General features: G+C 67.4%; 14 protein-coding genes. 4 read left to right on the top strand and 10 right to left on the bottom strand.

The annotated features are described in order from the left end of the window. Nucleotides 1-3: 3 nt before the first annotated feature. Nucleotides 4-3,165 (top strand): efflux RND transporter permease subunit, encoded by a 3,162-nt coding sequence (locus DFO63_RS08380; protein ID WP_101766042.1) that lies wholly within the window; start codon nt 4-6, stop codon nt 3,163-3,165. Nucleotides 3,166-3,369: 204 nt separating this feature from the next. Here DFO63_RS08380 and DFO63_RS08375 read toward each other — a convergent pair whose 3' ends face one another. Next, a complete protein-coding gene (locus tag DFO63_RS08375) occupies nt 3,370-4,275 on the bottom strand; it encodes a LysR family transcriptional regulator (protein ID WP_049442919.1) in 906 nt (301 codons plus the stop codon). Between the two features lie 117 nt (nt 4,276-4,392). On the opposite strand from DFO63_RS08375, the gene DFO63_RS08370 reads away from it, so the two are divergent. Then, the gene (locus DFO63_RS08370; protein WP_119006759.1) at nt 4,393-5,166 is read left to right on the top strand and encodes an SDR family oxidoreductase; all 774 of its coding nucleotides are present in this window, start codon (nt 4,393-4,395) and stop codon (nt 5,164-5,166) included. Nucleotides 5,167-5,294: 128 nt separating this feature from the next. Continuing rightward, complete coding sequence (locus DFO63_RS08365) at nt 5,295-6,407, top strand: hypothetical protein (protein ID WP_147416419.1); 1,113 nt, start codon at nt 5,295-5,297, stop codon at nt 6,405-6,407. A gap of 48 nt (nt 6,408-6,455) precedes the next feature. Here the strand turns inward: DFO63_RS08365 and leuB are convergent, their stop codons facing one another. The 9 genes from leuB to ilvC all read right to left on the bottom strand — a co-directional run bounded on the left by leuB (nt 6,456) and on the right by ilvC (nt 16,109). Beyond that, nucleotides 6,456-7,517, bottom strand: coding sequence for a 3-isopropylmalate dehydrogenase (leuB, locus tag DFO63_RS08360; RefSeq protein WP_119006757.1), 1,062 nt, complete (start codon nt 7,515-7,517; stop codon nt 6,456-6,458). Further along, nucleotides 7,507-8,085 carry a 3-isopropylmalate dehydratase small subunit gene (gene leuD / locus DFO63_RS08355; RefSeq protein WP_049442922.1) on the bottom strand — a complete coding sequence of 193 codons (579 nt, stop codon included), beginning with the start codon at nt 8,083-8,085 and terminating at the stop codon, nt 7,507-7,509. The genes leuB and leuD overlap by 11 nt, the downstream gene beginning before the upstream one ends. Continuing rightward, nucleotides 8,085-9,503, bottom strand: a complete 1,419-nt coding sequence (gene leuC / locus DFO63_RS08350; protein WP_049442923.1) for a 3-isopropylmalate dehydratase large subunit — start codon at nt 9,501-9,503, stop codon at nt 8,085-8,087. Before leuC ends, leuD begins: the two co-directional genes overlap by 1 nt. A gap of 60 nt (nt 9,504-9,563) precedes the next feature. Beyond that, complete coding sequence (locus DFO63_RS08345) at nt 9,564-10,343, bottom strand: class I SAM-dependent methyltransferase (protein WP_049442924.1); 780 nt, start codon at nt 10,341-10,343, stop codon at nt 9,564-9,566. Between the two features lie 10 nt (nt 10,344-10,353). Beyond that, nucleotides 10,354-11,940, bottom strand: a complete 1,587-nt coding sequence (locus tag DFO63_RS08340; RefSeq protein WP_049442925.1) for a 2-isopropylmalate synthase — start codon at nt 11,938-11,940, stop codon at nt 10,354-10,356. After that, nucleotides 11,937-13,028, bottom strand: coding sequence for a threonine dehydratase (locus tag DFO63_RS08335; RefSeq protein WP_049442926.1), 1,092 nt, complete (start codon nt 13,026-13,028; stop codon nt 11,937-11,939). Before DFO63_RS08335 ends, DFO63_RS08340 begins: the two co-directional genes overlap by 4 nt. A 96-nt stretch (nt 13,029-13,124) precedes the next feature. Continuing rightward, nucleotides 13,125-13,376, bottom strand: a complete 252-nt coding sequence (locus DFO63_RS08330) for an ACT domain-containing protein (RefSeq protein WP_014038403.1) — start codon at nt 13,374-13,376, stop codon at nt 13,125-13,127. Then, the gene (gene ilvG, locus DFO63_RS08325) at nt 13,360-15,096 is read right to left on the bottom strand and encodes an acetolactate synthase 2 catalytic subunit (RefSeq protein WP_049442927.1); all 1,737 of its coding nucleotides are present in this window, start codon (nt 15,094-15,096) and stop codon (nt 13,360-13,362) included. Before ilvG ends, DFO63_RS08330 begins: the two co-directional genes overlap by 17 nt. Nucleotides 15,097-15,134: 38 nt before the next feature. Then, the gene (ilvC, locus tag DFO63_RS08320) at nt 15,135-16,109 is read right to left on the bottom strand and encodes a ketol-acid reductoisomerase (RefSeq protein WP_049442928.1); all 975 of its coding nucleotides are present in this window, start codon (nt 16,107-16,109) and stop codon (nt 15,135-15,137) included. A 612-nt stretch (nt 16,110-16,721) separates the two neighbouring features. Between ilvC and ggt the strand changes: the two genes are divergently transcribed. Beyond that, nucleotides 16,722-18,515: a gamma-glutamyltransferase gene (ggt, locus tag DFO63_RS08315; RefSeq protein ID WP_259337411.1), complete on the top strand. Its 1,794-nt coding sequence runs from the start codon at nt 16,722-16,724 to the stop codon at nt 18,513-18,515. The last annotated feature ends 65 nt before the right edge of the window (nt 18,516-18,580 follow it).

Below are 18,580 nucleotides of genomic sequence, written 5' to 3'. Positions count from 1 at the left end.
CCGGTGCGCCGCTTCAATCTTTCCGAGTGGGCGTTGTCCAACCGTCCGCTGGTGCTGTTCGCGATGCTTGCCTTCGCGCTGATCGGCGCATGGTCGTACAAGCATCTGGGCCAGTCCGAGGATCCGCCATTCACCTTCAAGGCGATGGTGGTGCGCACGCTGTGGCCGGGCGCCACCGCCGAACAGGTCTCGCGGCAGGTGACCGAGCCGATCGAGAAGGCGCTGATGAACACCGGCGAGTACGAGTTCATCCGCTCGTATTCGCGCCCCGGCGAATCGCAGGTCATCTTCATGGCGCGCGACAGCCTGCGTTCCAGGCAGATCCCGGACCTGTGGTACCAGGTACGCAAGCGCGTGGGCGACATCCGTGCGACGCTGCCGCGCGAGATTGTCGGCCCGTTCTTCAACGATGAGTTCGGCGACACCTACGGCAACATCTATGCGTTGACCGGCAAGGGCTTCGACTACGCGGTGATGCGCGACTACGCCGATCGCATCCAGCTGGAACTGCAGCGCGTGCCCGACGTCGGCAAGATCGACCTGGTCGGCCTGCAGGACGAGAAGGTGTGGATCGAGCTGTCCAACACCCGGCTGGCGACGCTGGGTGTGTCGATGCAGCAGGTACAGCAGGCGCTGGCCGACCAGAATGCGATCACCGGCACCAGTTTCTTCGAGACCGCCACCGATCGCGTGCAGCTGCGCGTGACCGGCCAGTTCAACGACATCGACGCCATCCGCCAGTTCCCGATCCGTGCTGGCGACCGCACCGTGCACCTGGGCGACATCGCCGAGGTCAAGCGTGGCTTCGCCGACCCGGCGTCGCCGAAGATGCGCTTCATGGGCGAGGAGGCGATCGGCCTGGCGGTGGCGATGAAGGACGGCGGTGACATCCTCAAGCTGGGCGCCAACCTCGATGCCGAGTTCGAGCGGCTGCAGAAGACCCTGCCGGCCGGCATGCAGCTGCGCAAGGTGTCCGACCAGCCGCAGTCGGTGGAGGAGTCGGTCGGCGAGTTCGTGCAGGTGCTGACCGAAGCGGTGGTGATCGTGCTGCTGGTCAGTTTCTTCTCGCTGGGCCTGCGTACCGGCCTGGTGGTGGGCGTGACCATTCCGCTGGTGCTGGCGATGACCTTCTTCGTCATGCACTACTTCGACATCGGCCTGCACAAGATCTCGCTGGGCGCGCTGGTGCTGGCGCTGGGCCTGCTGGTGGACGATGCGATCATCGCGGTGGAGATGATGGCCACCAAGATGGAGCAGGGCTTCGATCGCCTGCGCGCGGCCAGTTTCGCTTGGGAATCGACCGCATTCCCGATGCTGACCGGCACATTGATCACGGCGGCCGGCTTCCTGCCGATCGCCACGGCGGCATCGAGCACCGGTGAATACACCCGTTCGCTGTTCCAGGTGGTGACCATCGCGCTGGTGGTGTCGTGGATCGCAGCGGTGCTGTTCATCCCGTACCTGGGCGACAAGATGCTGCCGGACCTGTTCAATCCGCAGCCGCCGAAGCCGGGCAGCCTGTCCGCGCGCTGGCTGGCCAGGCGCCAGCAGTGGGCCGACCGCTATCCGGCGCTGGCCAACCTGATCGCACCGCCGCAGCACGGGCACGACCACGATCCCTACCAGCGCCCGTTCTACCGCAGCTTCCGGCGCTTCCTCGACGCCTGCCTGCGCCGCCGCTGGTGGGTGATCGCCGCGACCATCGCGCTGTTCGTGTTCTCGCTGATGATGTTCCGCTTCGTGCCGCAGCAGTTCTTCCCGGACTCGACCCGGCCGGAACTGATGGTGGACATCGAGCTGGCCGAGGGGGCGTCGCTGCGCTCGACCCAGGCCCAGGCCGAGAAGCTGGAGAAGCTGCTGTCCAGCCGCGAGGGCATCGCCAACTACGTGTCCTACGTGGGCACCGGTTCGCCGCGCTTCTACCTGCCGCTGGACCAGCAGCTGCCGGCGACCAACTTCGCCCAGTTCGTGGTGTTGGCCAAGGACATCAAATCGCGCGAAAGCACCCGTGACTGGCTGCTGCACGAGGTGATCCCGAAGTTCCCGGACGTGCAGATGCGCGTGACCCGCCTGGAGAACGGCCCGCCTGTCGGTTATCCGGTGCAGATGCGCATCTCCGGCGAGCACATCGAGAAGGTGCAGGCGATCGCGCGCCAGGTCGAGGCCAAGGTGCGTGAGAACCCGCACGTGATGAACGTCAACCTGGACTGGAGTGAGCCGAGCAAGGTGGTGCGGCTGGTGATCGACCAGGAGCGTGCCCGCGCGCTGGGCGTGAGCAGCGCCCAGGTCAGCCAGTTCCTGGCCAGTTCGCTGGCCGGCCAGTCGGTGAGCGTGTATCGCGAAGGCAACCGCCAGATCGAGATGCTGCTGCGTGGACCGGCCGATGAACGCAACCAGCTGGAGCTGCTGTCCAGCCTGTCGATGCCGACCGCCAACGGCGGCAGCATCACGCTGTCGCAGGTGGCGACGATGGAGTACGGCTTCGAGGACGGCATCATCTGGCACCGCAACCGGTTGCCGACCGTGACCGTGCGCGCCGACATCAGCGATGGCATGCAGGCGCTGGACGTGGTGCACCAGATCGTGCCCACGCTGGATGACATCCGTGCCGAGCTGCCCAGCGGCTATCTGCTGGAGACCGGCGGCACCGTGGAGGATTCGGCGCGTGGGCAGAACTCGATCAAGGCCGGCATGCCGCTGTTCCTGGTGGTGGTGGCCACGCTGCTGATGCTGCAGCTGCGCAGCTTCTCGCGTGCGGCGATGGTGCTGGTGACCGCGCCGCTGGGCATCATCGGTGCGACCCTGTTCCTGCTGCTGTTCCGCGCGCCGTTCGGCTTCGTCGCGCTGCTGGGCACGATCGCACTGGCCGGCATGATCATGCGCAACTCGGTGATCCTGATCGACCAGATCCAGCAGGACATCGATGCCGGGCATGACCGCTGGCATTCGATCATCGATGCCACCGTGCGCCGTTTCCGCCCGATCGTGCTGACCGCGCTGGCGGCCGTGCTGGCGATGATTCCGCTGTCGCGCAGTGCGTTCTACGGCTCGATGGCGATCTCGATCATGGGTGGCCTGATCGTGGGCACGGTACTGACCCTGGTGTTCCTGCCGGCGCTGTACGCGGCGTGGTTCCGGGTCAAGCCGGATGAATCCGGGGCTTGATGCCCCGGGTTTTCAGGCCCGGGTCAGAGCCCTTTCCCGCTGGGAAAGGGCTCTGACCCCATCCACGTTGTGCACATCCACGCATGGCGTGGATCTACCGCGGTGGGCCTGGTAGGTGCCAACCTTGGTTGGCACTGATGCGTGCATCCATGCATGGCGTGGATCTACTGATCTGCGCGGCGTGCATCCACGCATGGTGTGGATCTACTGCAGCTGCAGGCCGCTCCGCAGCACTGGCAGCAACCATTCGATGAACACCTGCACGCGTTGCGCGCGGTGCTGCCGATGCGGTTGCAACAGGGTCACCGGCAGCGGTTGCGCCACGTGCTGTGGCATCACTTCAACCAGCGCACCGGATTGCAGTTCGGCCTGCACGTCGTAGCGCGGAATCTGCAGCAGGCCGAGCCCCGCCACGCAGCACGCGATCGAGGCCTCGGCGCTGTTCACCCGTACCCAGCCAGGCATCGGCAGCGTGCGCAGCTGGCCACTGTCCTGCCATTCCCACGGTTCCACCCGCGCCGTGGTCGGCGATGCGTAGTTCACCGCGCGGTGCTGCTGCAGGTCGGCAGGATGCTGCGGTACGCCGTGCTCGCGAAGGTAGGCCGGCGCGGCGACGTTGACGAAGTCGAGCTGTCCCAGCATGCGCGCGACCAGGCTGGAATCACCCAGCTGGCCGACCCGCAGCACCGCGTCACAGCCGTCTTCGATCAGGTTCACCGCGCGGTCGGTCATGCCCAGGTCCACTTCCACCTGCGGATGGCGCGCGAAGAAGTCGGGCAGCGCCGGGGCGAGGATGCGGCGGCCGATGCGGCTGGGCACATCGATCTTCAGCAGGCCCACCGGCTGCGCGTCGTCCTGCCGGAACAGCGATTCGGCGTCTTCAACTTCGGCGATCAGGCGCAGGCAGCGGGCATGGAACACGTCGCCGTCGTGGGTGGTGGAGACCCGCCGGGTCGAGCGCTGCAGCAGGCGGGTGCCGAGGCGCTGCTCCAGCTCGGCTACTGCCGCGGAAACGGTGGAGCGGGGCAGGCCGAGCTGGTCGGCGGCGCGGGTGAAGCTGGCGCATTCCACGACCCGGGTGAAGATGCGGAAGCGATCGATCCGGTCCATTGTTCGCTTGCTCTGGAAAGTTAAGTCAATGTGGCGGGCTTTATCCGCATTTTCTGCACGATATCGTCGGCAGGGCAGGGTTGCCACCCCGGGCAGCCCCCTCCCGAGACAGACGCCATGACCGACCATTCCCTCAAGGGCAAGACCGTGCTGATCGCCGGTGGCGCCAAGAACCTGGGCGGCCTGCTGGCCCGCGACTTCGCCAGCCAGGGCGCCAAAGCCATCGTCATCCACTACAACAGCGCCGCCACCCAGGCCGATGCAGAGGCGACCGTTGCCGCCGTGCAGGCCGCCGGCAGCACGGCCGTTGCCTTTCAGGGTGACCTGACGTCGGCCGCAGCGATGGAGCGCCTGTTCGCCGATGCCGTGGCAGCGGTCGGTCGCCCTGACATCGCCATCAACACGGTCGGCAAGGTACTGAAGAAGCCGCTGCTGGAGATCAGCGAAGCGGAGTACGACGAAATGAGCGCGGTCAACGCCAAGGCTGCCTTCTTCTTCCTGAAGGAGGCCGGCCGCCACGTCAACGACGGTGGCCGCATCTGCACCCTGGTCACCTCACTGCTGGGCGCATTCACGCCGTTCTATTCCAGCTACGCCGGCACCAAGGCACCGGTCGAGCACTTCACCCGCGCGGCGTCGAAGGAGTTCGGCGAACGCGGCATCTCGGTGACCGCGATCGGCCCGGGTCCGATGGACACGCCTTTCTTCTATCCGGCCGAGAGCGCCGATGCGCAGGCGTATCACAAGACCGCGGCGGCGCTTTCGGCGTTCACCCGTACCGGCCTGACCGACATCGCCGACATCGTGCCGTGGATCCGCTTCCTGGTCACCGATGGCTGGTGGATGACCGGGCAGACCATCCTCGTCAATGGTGGCTACACCACCAAGTAGAGACGCGTCGCGCGAGCGCAAGGGTCCAGTAGATCCACGCCATGCGTGGATGAGCGTAACCGGAGCCAGGAACATCCACCCATGGCGTGGATCTACGGCCAACCATCGGCAGATTTGCAGCAGTCTGAGTGGACAATAGAAAGTGCCGCGATCCTGGCTGGGATCGCGGCACAATAGGCGGCTGTCCTGGGGCCCGGAGTGCCAGCATGTTCCCTCGCACGTTCCACGCTTTCACGTTGATGTTGATTGCCTCCAGCGGCATTGCCGATGCAAGGCCGGCAGACACCGATGCCCTGCGGTTCCAGCAGAACCTGATCGCCGTGCTGGAATGCCGCGCGACACCGACGGAGCGGCAGGCACTGGGCAGCCAGCTGCGTGCCGCACGCTATGGTGTAGCAACGGAACGACCGGCGCACCTGCGTGGCTGGCGCTTCATCGCAGCCGATCACCCCGAGATCGAGAGCGCGGCGACGCGCATCGAACTGCCTGCGCCCATCACCGCCAATGGCATCACCACCGGCGAGCTGCTGGCCGACGACCTTGGCCTGGGCATGTCCATCAACGCGGTCCAGCGTGACCGCATCGTGGCCGAGGACGGCCTGCAGATGCGGACCAGCACGCTGCACGAGCCGTTCCGGGTCTGGTGGCGACCATCGTCGGATGATGCTGCGGCGGCACAGGCCTGGCGGGTGATACGAAGCGAGGGCGCAGGCAACCGCCTGTCGTGTGATTACCGGGAGCGATATCAGAAACTGGACGACCAGCAGGCGGCCGACCGCCTGCGCGAGGACCTGGTAGCGGTTCTGGAGTGCCGCGCGGACACGGCGGCCTGGCAGCGCTTTGGCGAATTCTGGACGCGCGTCAGCGCGCACAGCCCGCTTGGGTGGCCGGCGCAGGTACGCGCGCTGGACGCACCTGCATGCATGGCTCGCGAAGGCGGCTCCCGTTGCGAGCGGATAACGCTAGATGCGCCGATCAGCGTGCATGGCCTGGCCGTGTCGTCGGTGATGATCGAGCCCAGTTACGCATCAGGCCATGTTGCAGCGGACCTGGGCATGGTGCCCGTCGACGATGCACTTCAGGCGGCGATTCCAGGTGCTACGGCGGCCGGGGAAATCATCTGGACCTTGCCGGCAGCACCTCTGCAGGAGCGGCCGCGCGAGCGCTTCGTGGTGCGCACCGCCGATGGGCGCACACTGATGGGGTGTGCGACGTCCAAGGCGATCCACAGCGGACGGTAGCCCTATGCGGGCGCGCCGGTGCCGGGCAGTGCCCGACACCGTCATGCATCAGCCCAGCTTCGCCAGCACCGCATCCGTGGCGGCGGCGGTACTCACCGCCTGGCCCTTCGCGGCCAGATCGGCAGTGAACACGCCATCATCCAGCACGGCGTGCACCGCCGCTTCCACCGCGGCGGCTTCCGCTTCCAGCCCCAGCGAATGGCGCAGCAGCATCGCCGCGCTGAAGATCGTCGCGTACGGATTGGCGATGCCCTTGCCGGCGATGTCCGGGGCCGAACCATGGATCGGCTCGTAGATGCCGACCGCACCGGGTTCGCCCAGCGAGGCCGACGGCAGCAGGCCCAGCGAGCCGGCCAGCATCGACGCCTCATCGGTGAGGATGTCGCCGAACATGTTCTCGGTGACGATCACGTCGTACTCGCGCGGCTTGGCCAGCAGGTGCATCGCCATCGAATCGACCAGCTGGTGTTCCAGTGCCACGTCCGGGAACTCCTCGCGGCCGATGCGTGCCGCCACGTCACGCCACAGGCGCGAGGTTTCCAGCACGTTGGCCTTGTCCACCGAGGTGACCTTGCCGCGACGCTGTTGCGCCAGACGGAACGCACTGCGCAGCACGCGCTCGATCTCGGCCACGGTGTAGCGGCACAGGTCGCTGGCGCTGTCGGCATCGCGGGTCTTGTCGCCGAAGTAGATGCCGCCGGTCAGTTCACGCACCACCACGAAGTCCACCCCCTGCAGCAGCTCCGCCTTGATCGGCGAAGCGTGCAGGGCGGCTTCATGGGTACGCACCGGACGCAGGTTGGCATACAGGCCCAGCGCCTTGCGGATCGCCAGCAGGCCCTGCTCCGGGCGCACCTTGGCGTTCGGGTCGGACCACTTCGGGCCGCCGACCGCGCCCAGCAGCACCGCATTCGCGGCCTGGCAAGCCGCCAGGGTCGACGCCGGCAGCGGCTCGCCGTGGCGGTCGATGGCGATGCCACCGATGTCGTGCTCGCTGAAGGTGAAGGTGCGGTTGAAGCGTTCGGCGACCGCCTTCAGGACGGCCACTGCCGCGGCGGCCACTTCCGGGCCGATGCCATCACCGGGCAGGACAACAATTTCAGCGTGCATGCTCACTCTCGTAGCGTTCGATTTCAGGGACACGGCCCAACAGATACCCCAACTGGTCGACGCCTTCCAGCAGGCAGGTCTGCGAGAAGCCATCCAGCGGGAAGGAATAGACGCGGCCATCCGGGGTGCGCAGTTCGCGCGAGGCCACGTCGATGGTCAGCTCATCATCCGGGCGCTGCATCAGCGCCTGCACGTCGGCCTCGTCCAGCACGATCGGCAGCAGGCCGTTCTTCAGCGAGTTGCCGCGGAAGATGTCGGCGATCTCGCTGCTGACGATGGCGCGCAGGCCCAGGTCGGTCAGTGCCCACGGCGCATGCTCGCGCGAGGAGCCGCAGCCGAAGTTGCGGCCGGCCAGCAGGATACTGCGGCCGGCGTTGTGCGGCTGGTTGAAGGCGAAGTCGGCCACCGGTGCGCCGTCGGCCTGCCAGCGCCAGTCATTGAACGCATTGCGGCCCAGGCCGGCGCGCTCGGTGGTGGACAGGAACCGCGCCGGAATGATCTGGTCGGTGTCGATGTTGGTCTGGCGCAGCACCACGCTGGCCGAGGTCAGGGTACGGAAGCCGGCCATCACGCCACCTCCTGTGCGAACAGTTCGCGGGTATCGGCAACGTGCCCGTTCACCGCGGCCCATGCCGCGCTCATCGGCGAGGCCAGCAGCGTGCGCGAACCGGGGCCCTGGCGGCCTTCGAAATTGCGGTTGCTGGTGCTCACGGCCAGCTGGCCGGGCGCAACCAGATCGCCGTTCATGGCGATGCACATCGAACAGCCCGGCTCGCGCCACTCGGCACCGGCCGCGCGCACGATCTCGTGGATGCCTTCGGCCTCGGCCTCGCGCTTGACGATCTCCGAGCCCGGTACCACCAGCATGCGTACCCGCTCGGCGACGCGACGGCCGCGCAGCACCTGAGCCACTTCGCGCATGTCGCTCAGGCGGCCATTGGTGCACGAGCCGACGAATACCACGTCCACCGGCGTGCCCGCCAACGCCCTGCCGGCCTGGAAGTGCATGTAGTCCAGGCCCTTCTGTGCGGCGGCATCGTTGGCCGCCGGAATCGGCGCATCCACTGCGATGGCGGTGCCCGGATGGGTGCCCCAGGTCAGGGTCGGACGGATATCAGCGGCGTCGATGTGCACTTCGCTGTCGAAGCGTGCGCCCTCATCGCTGCGCAGCTGCTGCCAGCGCGCCACTGCGGCGTCGAAGTCGGCGCCCTTGGGACCACGCGGGGTCGCGGCGACGAAGTCGAAGGTGACCTGGTCCGGCGCCACCATGCCGGCGCGTGCGCCGGCCTCGATCGACATGTTGCACAGGGTCATGCGCTGTTCCATGTCCATCGCTTCGATGGTGCTGCCTCGGAACTCGATCACGTGGCCGGTGCCACCGTTGACGCCGATCACGCCGATGATGTGCAGGACCACGTCCTTGGCGCCGACGCCTGGCGCCAGTGGGCCATCGACGGTGATGGCGAACGTCTTGGCCTTGCGCTGCAGCAGGCACTGCGTGGCCAGCACGTGGCCGACTTCACTGGTGCCGATGCCGAACGCCAGCGAGCCGAACGCACCATGGGTGGAGGTGTGGCTGTCGCCACAGACGATGGTCATGCCGGGTTGGGTAAAGCCCTGTTCCGGCGCGATCACGTGGACGATGCCGCGGTTGTCCGAGGCCATGTCGAACAGTTCGATGCCGTGCTCGGCGCAATTGCGCGCCAGCGTGGCGACCTGCGCCTCGGAGGCGGCGCTGGCGTAGGGCAGCGTGCCGTCCGCGGCGGCCGGCAGGGTCGGCGTGGAGTGGTCCATCGTCGCCTTGGTGCGGTCCGGCCTGCGCGGTGACAGGCCGCGTTCGCGCAGCTCGGTGAACGCCTGCGGCGAGGTCACCTCGTGGATCAGGTGCAGGTCGATGTACAGCACGGCGGGCGCGCTGTCGGATTCAGGGACAACCACGTGGGCGTCCCACAGTTTGTCGTACAGGGTGCGGGGTGCGGAGGTCATGCGTGTGCCTGGCAGAAGTACGAAGGTGCGGACATCGGGAAAGATAACGAATGGATCATGTCAGCGGCGACGGGCGAGTACCCGCAGCCGCACGTAGTCGGCCAGCGGCTGGCCAGCAGCATTGCGCGGCAGATCGGCCAGCAGTGCGGTGGCGGCCTCGCGCACGGTGGCGCGTGCCTCGGCCGGCAGGTCGTCCAGCAGCGGTGCGGCGAACACGCGCAGCCAGCCGGCCACGCCGGTCGGCAGTGCGGTCGGGCGCGGCGTGCACTCGATCAGCTGCACCTGGAAGCCATGCTGGCGCAGGCGATCGGCGTAGGCATCGGCAGTGGGGAAGTACCACTGGAAGGCGCTGGCACCATGGCCGTGGGCCACTCGCGCGGCCTGCACCGCCGCGATGATCGTGGCCACGTTGCCATGGCCACCGAACTCGGCGACGAAGCGGCCGCCGGTGCGCAGCGCGCGGCGCACACCTTCCAGCACGCGGTCCGGGGTGCCCATCCAGTGCAGTGCCGCATTGCTGAACACCGCATCGAACTCAGCGTTGAAGGTCAGTGCGTGGCCATCCATCACCTGCGCATCGACGCCGCGCGCACGCGCGGCGATCACCAGTTCCGGTGAGGCATCCACACCGTGGATGTGCGCGCCGCTGAGCGCCAGCTCGGTGCTGAGCACGCCATCGCCACAGCCCAGGTCGAGGATGCGTTCACCGGCGCGCGGGTCGAGCAGGCGCGATACCGCGCCGCCGAGCAGCGGCACGAAGCCGGCGTCGATCGCATAATCCTGGGCGTTCCACTGCTGGCCAGCGGCGCTGGTCGGGGTGGGGGTGTCGAAGGCGCTCATGTCGGGTTCCTCAGGCGGTGGCGGGGGTGGGAACGTCGGTGCTGCTGTGGGTGGTGGCCTGGCGCTGGCGCAGCAGGCGGTTGGCCACATCCAGCCAGGCCAGCGCGGAGGCTTCGATGATGTCCTTGCTGGTGCCGGTGCCGTCGTACTCCACGCCCTCGTGGCGCACGCTCAGGTTGGCTTCGCCGCGCGCATCGGCGCCGATGCCGACGCTGTGCACGTGGTAGCTGTCCAGCATCAGCTGCACGCCGGTGGCAGCCGACAGCGCGCCGAACAGCGCATCGACCGGGCCGTCGCCCTGCGCGGTCTCGGCCACGCGGTTGCCGTCCGGGTCGGACAGTTCGACCAGTGCATTGGCGCGGCTGCCGACGTCGCTGATGGTCATCGACGCCAGGCGATAGCCCTGCGCGTTGGAGCCGCCCTGCATCAAGGTTTGCAGGTCGGCATCGGTGACCACGCGCTGCTGTTCGCACAGGCCCTTGAACTGCTCGAACACCAGCTTCAGTTCGTCTTCGTCCAGCCAGAAGCCCAGCGCACGCAGGCGCGCTTCGACGGCGGCGCGGCCACTGTGGCGGCCCAGCACCATCTGCGAATCTTCCCAGCCCACGTCTTCCGGACGCATGATTTCGTAGGTGCCGCGATGACGCAGCATGCCGTGCTGGTGGATGCCCGATTCGTGGGCGAACGCGTTGGCACCGACGATGGCCTTGTTGCGCTGTACCGGCATGCCGACCAGGCGCTGCAGCAGCTGCGAGGTGCCGACGATGCGCGGGGTGTTGATCGAGCTGTCCTGCTCGTAGAAGGCCTGGCGTACCTTCAGCACCATCGCGATCTCTTCCAGCGAGCAGTTGCCGGCGCGCTCGCCGATGCCGTTGACGGTGCACTCGACCTGGCGTGCACCGCCTTCGATGGCGGCCAGCGAGTTGGCCACCGCCAGGCCCAGGTCGTTGTGGCAGTGCGCGCTGAAGATCACATTGGCGGCATTGGGCACGTCGGCGACGCCGGCGATGACCTGCTGGAACATCGCGCGGATCTCTTCCGGCGTGGTGAAGCCGACGGTGTCGGGCAGGTTGATGGTGGTGGCGCCGGCGGCAATGGCCACGCGCGAAACCTCGATCAGGTAGTCCAGCTCGGTACGGGTGGCATCCTCGGCAGAGAACTCGACGTCGTCGATGTAGGAGCGGGCCAGCGAGACGTGCTTGCGTACCGACTCCAGTACCTGCTCGCGGGTCATCCGCAGCTTGTGCTCGCGGTGCAGCGGGCTGGTCGACAGGAACACGTGCAGGCGCGGGTTGGCTGCGGCCTCCAGCGCACGTGCGGAGGTCTCGATGTCGGCCTGCAGGCAGCGCGACAGCACCGCCAGGCTCAGGCTCGGGCGGCGCAGTTCGCGGCCGATCAGTGCCATCGCCTCACGGTCGGACTGCGAGCTGGCCGGGAAGCCGGTCTCGATGATGTCCACGCCCAGTTCGTCCAGCGCACGCGCCATCACCAGCTTCTGCGGCGGGCTCATGCTGCAGCCGGGGGACTGCTCGCCGTCACGCAGGGTGGTGTCGAAGATGCGGATGCGCGGGGTGGTAATTCGTTCGATGGTGGTCACAGGGAAATCTCCTCGACAGCGGGTGCGACGGCTTGCAGGGGGGAAGGGGAAGACGTGGGGGATGCGGGAGCGCTGGCCTTGGCCGGCGAGCGCGGGGTTTCACTGCGCCGTCGCCGCGGTTTGCGTGGCGGGCGCGGACGGATGTCGGTGAGCAGGCCGGCCAGGACACCGGCATCGATGTTGCCGCCGGAGACCACCGCGCACTTGCGGCGACCGGCGACGCGGCGGCCGGCCGCCAGCGCCAACGCACCCGCGCCCTCGGCGATGATGTGTTCCTCCAGCGCCAGCCGGACCAGGGTTTCGCGCAGTTCGGCCTCGCGCACGATCACCACATCGTCCAGCAGCGAGGTGCACAGGCGGCGGGTCAGGAAGCCGGGAATCTTCACCCGCACGCCATCGGCCAGCGAGGCGACGGGGGCGATCTCGCGCACGTCGCCACGGATCGCACGCGCCATCGAATCCACGCCCTCCACCTGCGCGCCGACCACGCGCACGCCCTGTGACTTCAACGCCAGAGCAACGCCGGAGGCCAGGCCGCCGCCGCCGATCGGCACGATCACCACATCCGGCGCGTGCGCGGCCAGCTCGATGCCGACCGTGCCCTGGCCGGCGATCACGTCGGCATCGTCGAACGCGGACAGGAAGCGGTAGCCGTGGCGTTGTGCCAGTTCAACCGCGAAGGCGTAGGCCTCGTCATAGCTGGTGCCGTGCTGGCGCACGGTCGCGCCCCAGTGGGCGACGCCGGCGATCTTGGTGGCGGGCGCGCCGTGCGGCATCACGGTGATGGCCGGCACGTCCAGGCGGTAGGCCGCCCACGCCACGCCCTGGGCATGGTTGCCGGCCGAGGCGCAGATCACCGGCCGGGTATCGCCGCGCTCGCGGCCGGCCAGCAGCGCATTCAATGCGCCGCGTACCTTGTAGGAACCGGTGCGCTGCAGGTTCTCCAGCTTCAGCCAGGTGCCGAAGCGCTCGGCATGGTGCAGCGGGGTGGGTGGCAGGAAGCGGCGCAGCCGGGCCTGCGCCGCCAGTACGTCGGCGACGCTTACGTCGCCGACATCGCTTTCCTGGCTGGCATCAGCGGCCGGCATGGGCCACCAGCGGGGTGCAGGCGACCGCCGCATGCGGGCACGGGCGGCGAAGAAGACGCCTCCGTACCGGCACCGTGGTCACTACGGTACGGGTGTTCATACGGATGCTCCTTCCACGGCGGTGACCTGCACGGACACGCAGTCGTAGATCTTCTCGATCTGCCGGCACAGCGTTTCCGCCGGGCGCTGGCCATCCACCACCAGCTGCAGGTGCCAGCGGCCATCGTCGGCGGCCACCGGCGCACCGCTGATCGCACGCGGTGCGAAGCCACGGCGTTCGGCCATGCCGATCACGCGCAGCAGCGCGCCTTCGGCCGGGTGCAGCACCAGGTCAAGCCGGTATTGCATTGGGGGTCTCCTGGCGGGCATGGGCAGGGTTGCTTTCCAGCATCGTGCTGTTGGCGGTGTTCGGCGGCACCAGCGGCCACACGTTGGCGCGTGCATCGATGGCCACGTGCAGCAGCGCGGGGCCGGGCTCGGCCAGCAGCGCGGCCAGCCCACCCTCGACGTCATCGCGTGCATCGATGCGGGTCGCGGCAATGCCGAACACCTGCGCCAGCGCCACGAAGTCCGGGTTGTCGGACAGGTCGATCTCGCTGTAACGCTCGGCGAAGAACAGCTCCTGCCACTGCCGCACCATGCCCAGCGAACTGTTGTCCAGCAGCACGATCTTCACCGGCAGGCGGCAACGCGCGATGGTCGCCAGCTCCTGCACGTTCATCATGAAGCTGCCGTCGCCGGACACCAGCACCACGGTGCGATCGGGGCAGGCGAACTGCGCACCCATCGCTGCCGGCAGGCCGAAGCCCATGGTGCCCAGCGCGCCACTGGTCAGGTGGTTGCGCGGGTGGTTGAAGCGGCAGTGCTGCGCCACCCACATCTGGTGCTGGCCGACATCGCAGGCGATCACCGCATCGGCCGGTGCCAGCTCGCTCAGGCGCTTCAGCAGCGCCGGGGCGTAGATGTGCTGGCCCGGTGCGTCGTAGCGCGCTGCGAAACGATCGCGATGCTGTGCACAGCGCCTGCGCCATGCGTCCTGGTGGGCCTTGGGGGAGGGGAAGGCCGCACGCAGGGCGCGGATGGCATGGCCGACATTGCCGGGCACGGCGACATCGGCGCTGCGCAGCTTGGAGATCTCGTAGGCGTCGGCATCGATGTGGACGACACGGGCGAACGGTGCGAACTCCGCCAGCTTGCCGGTGGCGCGGTCATCGAAACGCGCCCCCAGCACCAGCAGCAGGTCGCTTTCCTGCACCGCCATGTTAGCTGCGCGGGTGCCGTGCATGCCCAGCATCCCCAGCGACTGCGGGTGGTTGGCCGGCAGCGCGCCCAGCCCGCGCAGGGTCATCACGGTGGGGATGGCGCTGGCTTCGACGAAAGCGCGCAGGTCCTGCACCGCATCGCCCAGCGCGATGCCGCCACCGGCGTAGACCACCGGCTTTTCGGCGGCCGCCAGTGCGGCGATGGCTTCGGCGATGGCCGCTTCGGCCGGCGCAGGCGGCGGCTCGACGCTGCTCGGCACGTGCGCCGGCAGATGGCTGGCATCGGCCAGCTGCACGTCCTTGGGCAGGTCGATCAGCACTGGGCCGGGCCGGCCCTCGCGGGCGATGCGGAACGCATCGGCGACCACGCGCGGCAGGTCGTCGACGCTGCGCACCAGCCAGCTGTGCTTGACGATCGGCAGGGTCAGGCCGAACACATCCAGTTCCTGGAAGGCGTCAGTGCCCAGCAGCGGCGTGGCGACCTGGCCGGTGATGCAGACCATCGGCACCGAGTCCAGCATCGCGTCGGCGATGCCGGTGACCAGGTTGGAGGCGCCCGGGCCGGAGGTGGCCACGCAGACGCCGACCTGGTTGCTGGCGCGGGCAAAGCCATTGGCGGCCAGTGCCGCGCCCTGCTCATGGCGCACCAGGACGTGCTTCAGCGACGAATCCACCAGCGCGTCGTAGAACGGCATGATGGTGCCGCCGGGATAGCCGAACAGCGTGTGGACGCCCTCGGCCTCCAGCGCCTGGGTCAGCCAGCGCGCGCCGTTGGGCGGCGCGCTGCGATGTGTGGAAGAGTTCATGGGGGAACCTTGCAAAGCGGGTGGGGGAGGCCGCGCGGTTACGCGGCCTGTCCTTGCAACCAGACCATCTTGGCGCGCAGTTCCTTGCCCACCTTTTCGATCGGGTGCTCCAGGTCGGCCTGCTTGAACTTGTTGTAGTTCGGCAGGCCCGCTTCGTACTCGGCCACCCAGTTCTTGGTGAAGGTGCCGTCCTGGATGTCCTTCAAGACCTCCTTCATGCGCGCCTTGGTGCCGGCGTCGATCACCCGCGGGCCACTGACGTAGTCGCCGTACTGCGCGGTCTCGGAGATGAACTCCAGCATGCGCGAGATACCGCCTTCATAGAACAGGTCGACGATCAGCTTCAGCTCGTGCAGTACTTCGTAATAGGCGATCTCCGGCTGATAGCCGGCTTCGACCAGGGTTTCGAAACCGGCCTGCACCAGTGCCGAGGCACCGCCGCACAGCACCGCCTGCTCGCCGAACAGATCGGTCTCTGTCTCTTCCTTGAAGGTGGTCTGGATCAGGTTGGCGCGGGCGCCACCCAGTCCGGCCGCATAGGCCAGGGCGTACTCGGCCGCCTTGCCGCTCTTGTCCTGATAGACCGCCCAGATGCACGGCACGCCACGGCCGATTTCATACTCGCGGCGCACCAGCGCACCCGGGCCCTTCGGCGCGACCAGTACGACATCCAGGTCCTCGCGCGGCTTGATCATGTCGAAGTGCACGTTCAGGCCGTGCGCGAACAACAGCACCGCACCCTGTTTCATGTTCGCGGCCAACACATCGTCGTAGAGCTTCTTCTGCACCATGTCCGGGGTCAGCACGGCAACCAGATCGGCATCCTTCACCGCGTCGGCCGGTGCTTTCACGGTGAAGCCATCGGCCTGTGCCTTGACCTCGGTCGGGCCACCCGGACGCAGGCCTACCACCACGTCGAAGCCGGATTCGCGCAGGTTCAGTGCGTGGGCGCGGCCCTGGCTGCCGTAGCCGATGACGGCGATCTTGGTCTGGGGCAGGTCGTTGGTGCTCATGGGGGAGGTTCCTTGCGGTGGGAAGAAAAAAGAACGGCCGGTCGTCGGGGTGACGTGCCGGCCGGTCAGGGGAAAGCGGCGGAGGAGGCGCCGTGCATCGCACAGGCACAGCCACCACGAGGCGTCGTGGTGGTGTGGGTCCGGGTTTTGCGTTGGGCGTTGTGCATGGTGGTTGCGTCTGAAACCAGGTCCTGAAATGAAAAAACCCGCACCGGGGCGGGTGCGGGTTTTTGAAGAGTTCCGGTGTGTTTGTTGCTTACACGCTGGCTCGTCCCGCACCTGTTGGTTGGGTAATAAGTACGAGCACAAGAATCGAACGCAGCGAGGCGGCGCCGGTGTCGGCGGCTTCGATGTGGGTTCGCGGTGGCGTGTTGTGATGCAACATGTGATCGAGAGAAACACAGCCGTTTCGGCGATGTCAACCCTCGCGACGGAATTCTTGTCGGTTTCCGTTGTATCCAGCGGAATTGCTTGTGGCGCAAGGATGGTTGCCGCTGAAAGTGTTTCGGTGAACCCGAATTCACTCTTTTCAACGCGGTTTTTGCGCGGAATCCGGCGGGTTTTCGCCTTGGCGGGTGCGGACCTTCCGCACCCACCCCAGGATCAACGTCCATGACCTCTGCCCGATACCGCATGAAGGCCGCAGCGGCGAAGATCGAGGGACCACCCTTCCATCGGAACCCGACCGTGTCCCGACGCCTTGCCCGTTCCCTGCTGGCCGCTGCTCTGCTGGCCGCTCTGCCCGCACTGTCTTCCGCCGCCGACCGCATCACCGGCCACACCTTTGCCACGCGTTCGGAGGTGATCGCCCCGCATGCGATGGCTGCCACCTCACAGCCGCTGGCGACCCAGATCGCGCTGGACGTGATGAAGGGCGGTGGCTCGGCGGTGGACGCGGCGATCGCCGCCAATGCCGCGCTTGGCCTGATGGAGCCCACCGGCAACGGCATCGGCGGCGACCTGTTCGCCATCGTCTGGGATCCGAAGACGCAGAAGCTCTATGGCTACAACGGCTCGGGCCGTTCGCCGAAGTCGCTCACCCTGGCCGAGTTCCAGCGCCGTGGCCTGAAGGACATCCCGGCGACCGGCCCGCTGCCGGTCTCCGTGCCCGGCGCAGTCGACGGCTGGTTCGCGCTGCACGACCGCTTCGGCCGCAAGCCGATGGCCGACAACCTGGCGCCGGCGATCCGTTACGCCCGCGAGGGCCATCCGGTGGCCGAGGTGATCGCCTACTACTGGGACCGCTCGGTGCCCAAGCTGTCGCAGTACCCGGGCTTCAAGGAACAGTTCACGATCAACGGCCACGCCCCGCGCAAGGGCGAGATGTGGAAGAACCCGAACCTGGCCAGCACCCTGCAGAAGATCGCCGACGGCGGCCGCGATGCCTTCTACAAGGGCGATATCGCCCGCACCATCGGCGACTACTTCAAGGCCAACGGTGGCTACCTGAGCTACCAGGACATGGCCGACCACCACGGTGAGTGGGTCGAACCGGTCAGCAGCAATTACCGTGGCTACGACGTGTGGGAGTTGCCGCCGAACAGCCAGGGCATCGCTGCGCTGCAGATCCTCAACGTGCTGGAAGGCTACGACTTCTCGAAGATCCCGTTCGGATCACCGGAACACGTGCACCTGTTCGTCGAAGCGAAGAAGCTTGCCTTCGCCGACCGTGCGCGCTTCTACGCCGACATGGCGTTCCAGCCGGCGCCGGTGCAGAAGCTGATCTCCAAGGAGTACGCCGCACAGCGCCGCGCGCTGATCTCGATGGACAAGGCGCTGAAGGAAGTGCAGCCGGGCACGCCGAAGCAGCTGGAAGAGGGCGACACCATCTACATGACCGTGGCCGACGCCGACGGCATGATGGTGTCGCTGATCCAGTCCAATTACCGCGGCATGGGCAGCGGCATGGCGCCGCCGGGGCTGGGCTTCATCCTGCAGGACCGTGGCGAGATGTTCGTGCTGCAGAAGAATCATCCCAACGGCTATGCACCGGGCAAGCGGCCGTTCCAGACGATCATCCCGGCGTTCATCACCAAGAGCGGCAAGCCGTACGCCAGCTTCGGCGTGATGGGCGGCGCGATGCAGCCGCAGGGCCACGCGCAGATCGTGATGAACCTGGTGGACTTCGGCATGAACCTGCAGGAGGCCGGTGATGCACCGCGCATCCAGCATGAGGGCTCGACCGAACCGACCGGGCAGGCCACGGCGATGACCGACGGTGGTGAGGTGAATCTGGAAACCGGCTTCCCGTATGAAACGGTGCGTGCGTTGATGCGCAAGGGACATCGCATCGTGTTCGCCGATGGTCCTTATGGCGGATACCAGGCGATCATGCGTGATCCCGAGACCGGGGTTTACTACGGTGCTTCGGAGAGCCGCAAGGATGGGCAGGCGGCGGGGTATTGAGGTTTTCCGGCCAACGGGCGCAGCCCCCTCTGCGGTGGTGATTCAGCGATGCTTGGCTTGGCCGG

The organism is Stenotrophomonas sp. AG209, assembly GCF_003550055.1.
GTDB lineage: Bacteria > Pseudomonadota > Gammaproteobacteria > Xanthomonadales > Xanthomonadaceae > Stenotrophomonas.
This window is presented reverse-complemented; position numbering and strand designations above follow the sequence as displayed.

Bases quoted from the DNA above. Each gene is read 5' to 3' on its own strand.
- DFO63_RS08375 (WP_049442919.1), bottom strand. From the start codon at position 4,275: ATGGACCGGATCGATCGCTTCCGCATCTTCACCCGGGTCGTGGAATGC.
- DFO63_RS08370 (WP_119006759.1), top strand. From the start codon at position 4,393: ATGACCGACCATTCCCTCAAGGGCAAGACCGTGCTGATCGCCGGTGGC.
- leuB (WP_119006757.1), bottom strand. From the start codon at position 7,517: ATGCACGCTGAAATTGTTGTCCTGCCCGGTGATGGCATCGGCCCGGAA.
- leuD (WP_049442922.1), bottom strand. From the start codon at position 8,085: ATGGCCGGCTTCCGTACCCTGACCTCGGCCAGCGTGGTGCTGCGCCAG.
- leuC (WP_049442923.1), bottom strand. From the start codon at position 9,503: ATGACCTCCGCACCCCGCACCCTGTACGACAAACTGTGGGACGCCCAC.
- DFO63_RS08345 (WP_049442924.1), bottom strand. From the start codon at position 10,343: ATGAGCGCCTTCGACACCCCCACCCCGACCAGCGCCGCTGGCCAGCAG.
- DFO63_RS08335 (WP_049442926.1), bottom strand. From the start codon at position 13,028: ATGCCGGCCGCTGATGCCAGCCAGGAAAGCGATGTCGGCGACGTAAGC.
- DFO63_RS08330 (WP_014038403.1), bottom strand. From the start codon at position 13,376: ATGCAATACCGGCTTGACCTGGTGCTGCACCCGGCCGAAGGCGCGCTG.
- ilvG (WP_049442927.1), bottom strand. From the start codon at position 15,096: ATGAACTCTTCCACACATCGCAGCGCGCCGCCCAACGGCGCGCGCTGG.
- ilvC (WP_049442928.1), bottom strand. From the start codon at position 16,109: ATGAGCACCAACGACCTGCCCCAGACCAAGATCGCCGTCATCGGCTAC.
- ggt (WP_259337411.1), top strand. From the start codon at position 16,722: ATGACCTCTGCCCGATACCGCATGAAGGCCGCAGCGGCGAAGATCGAG.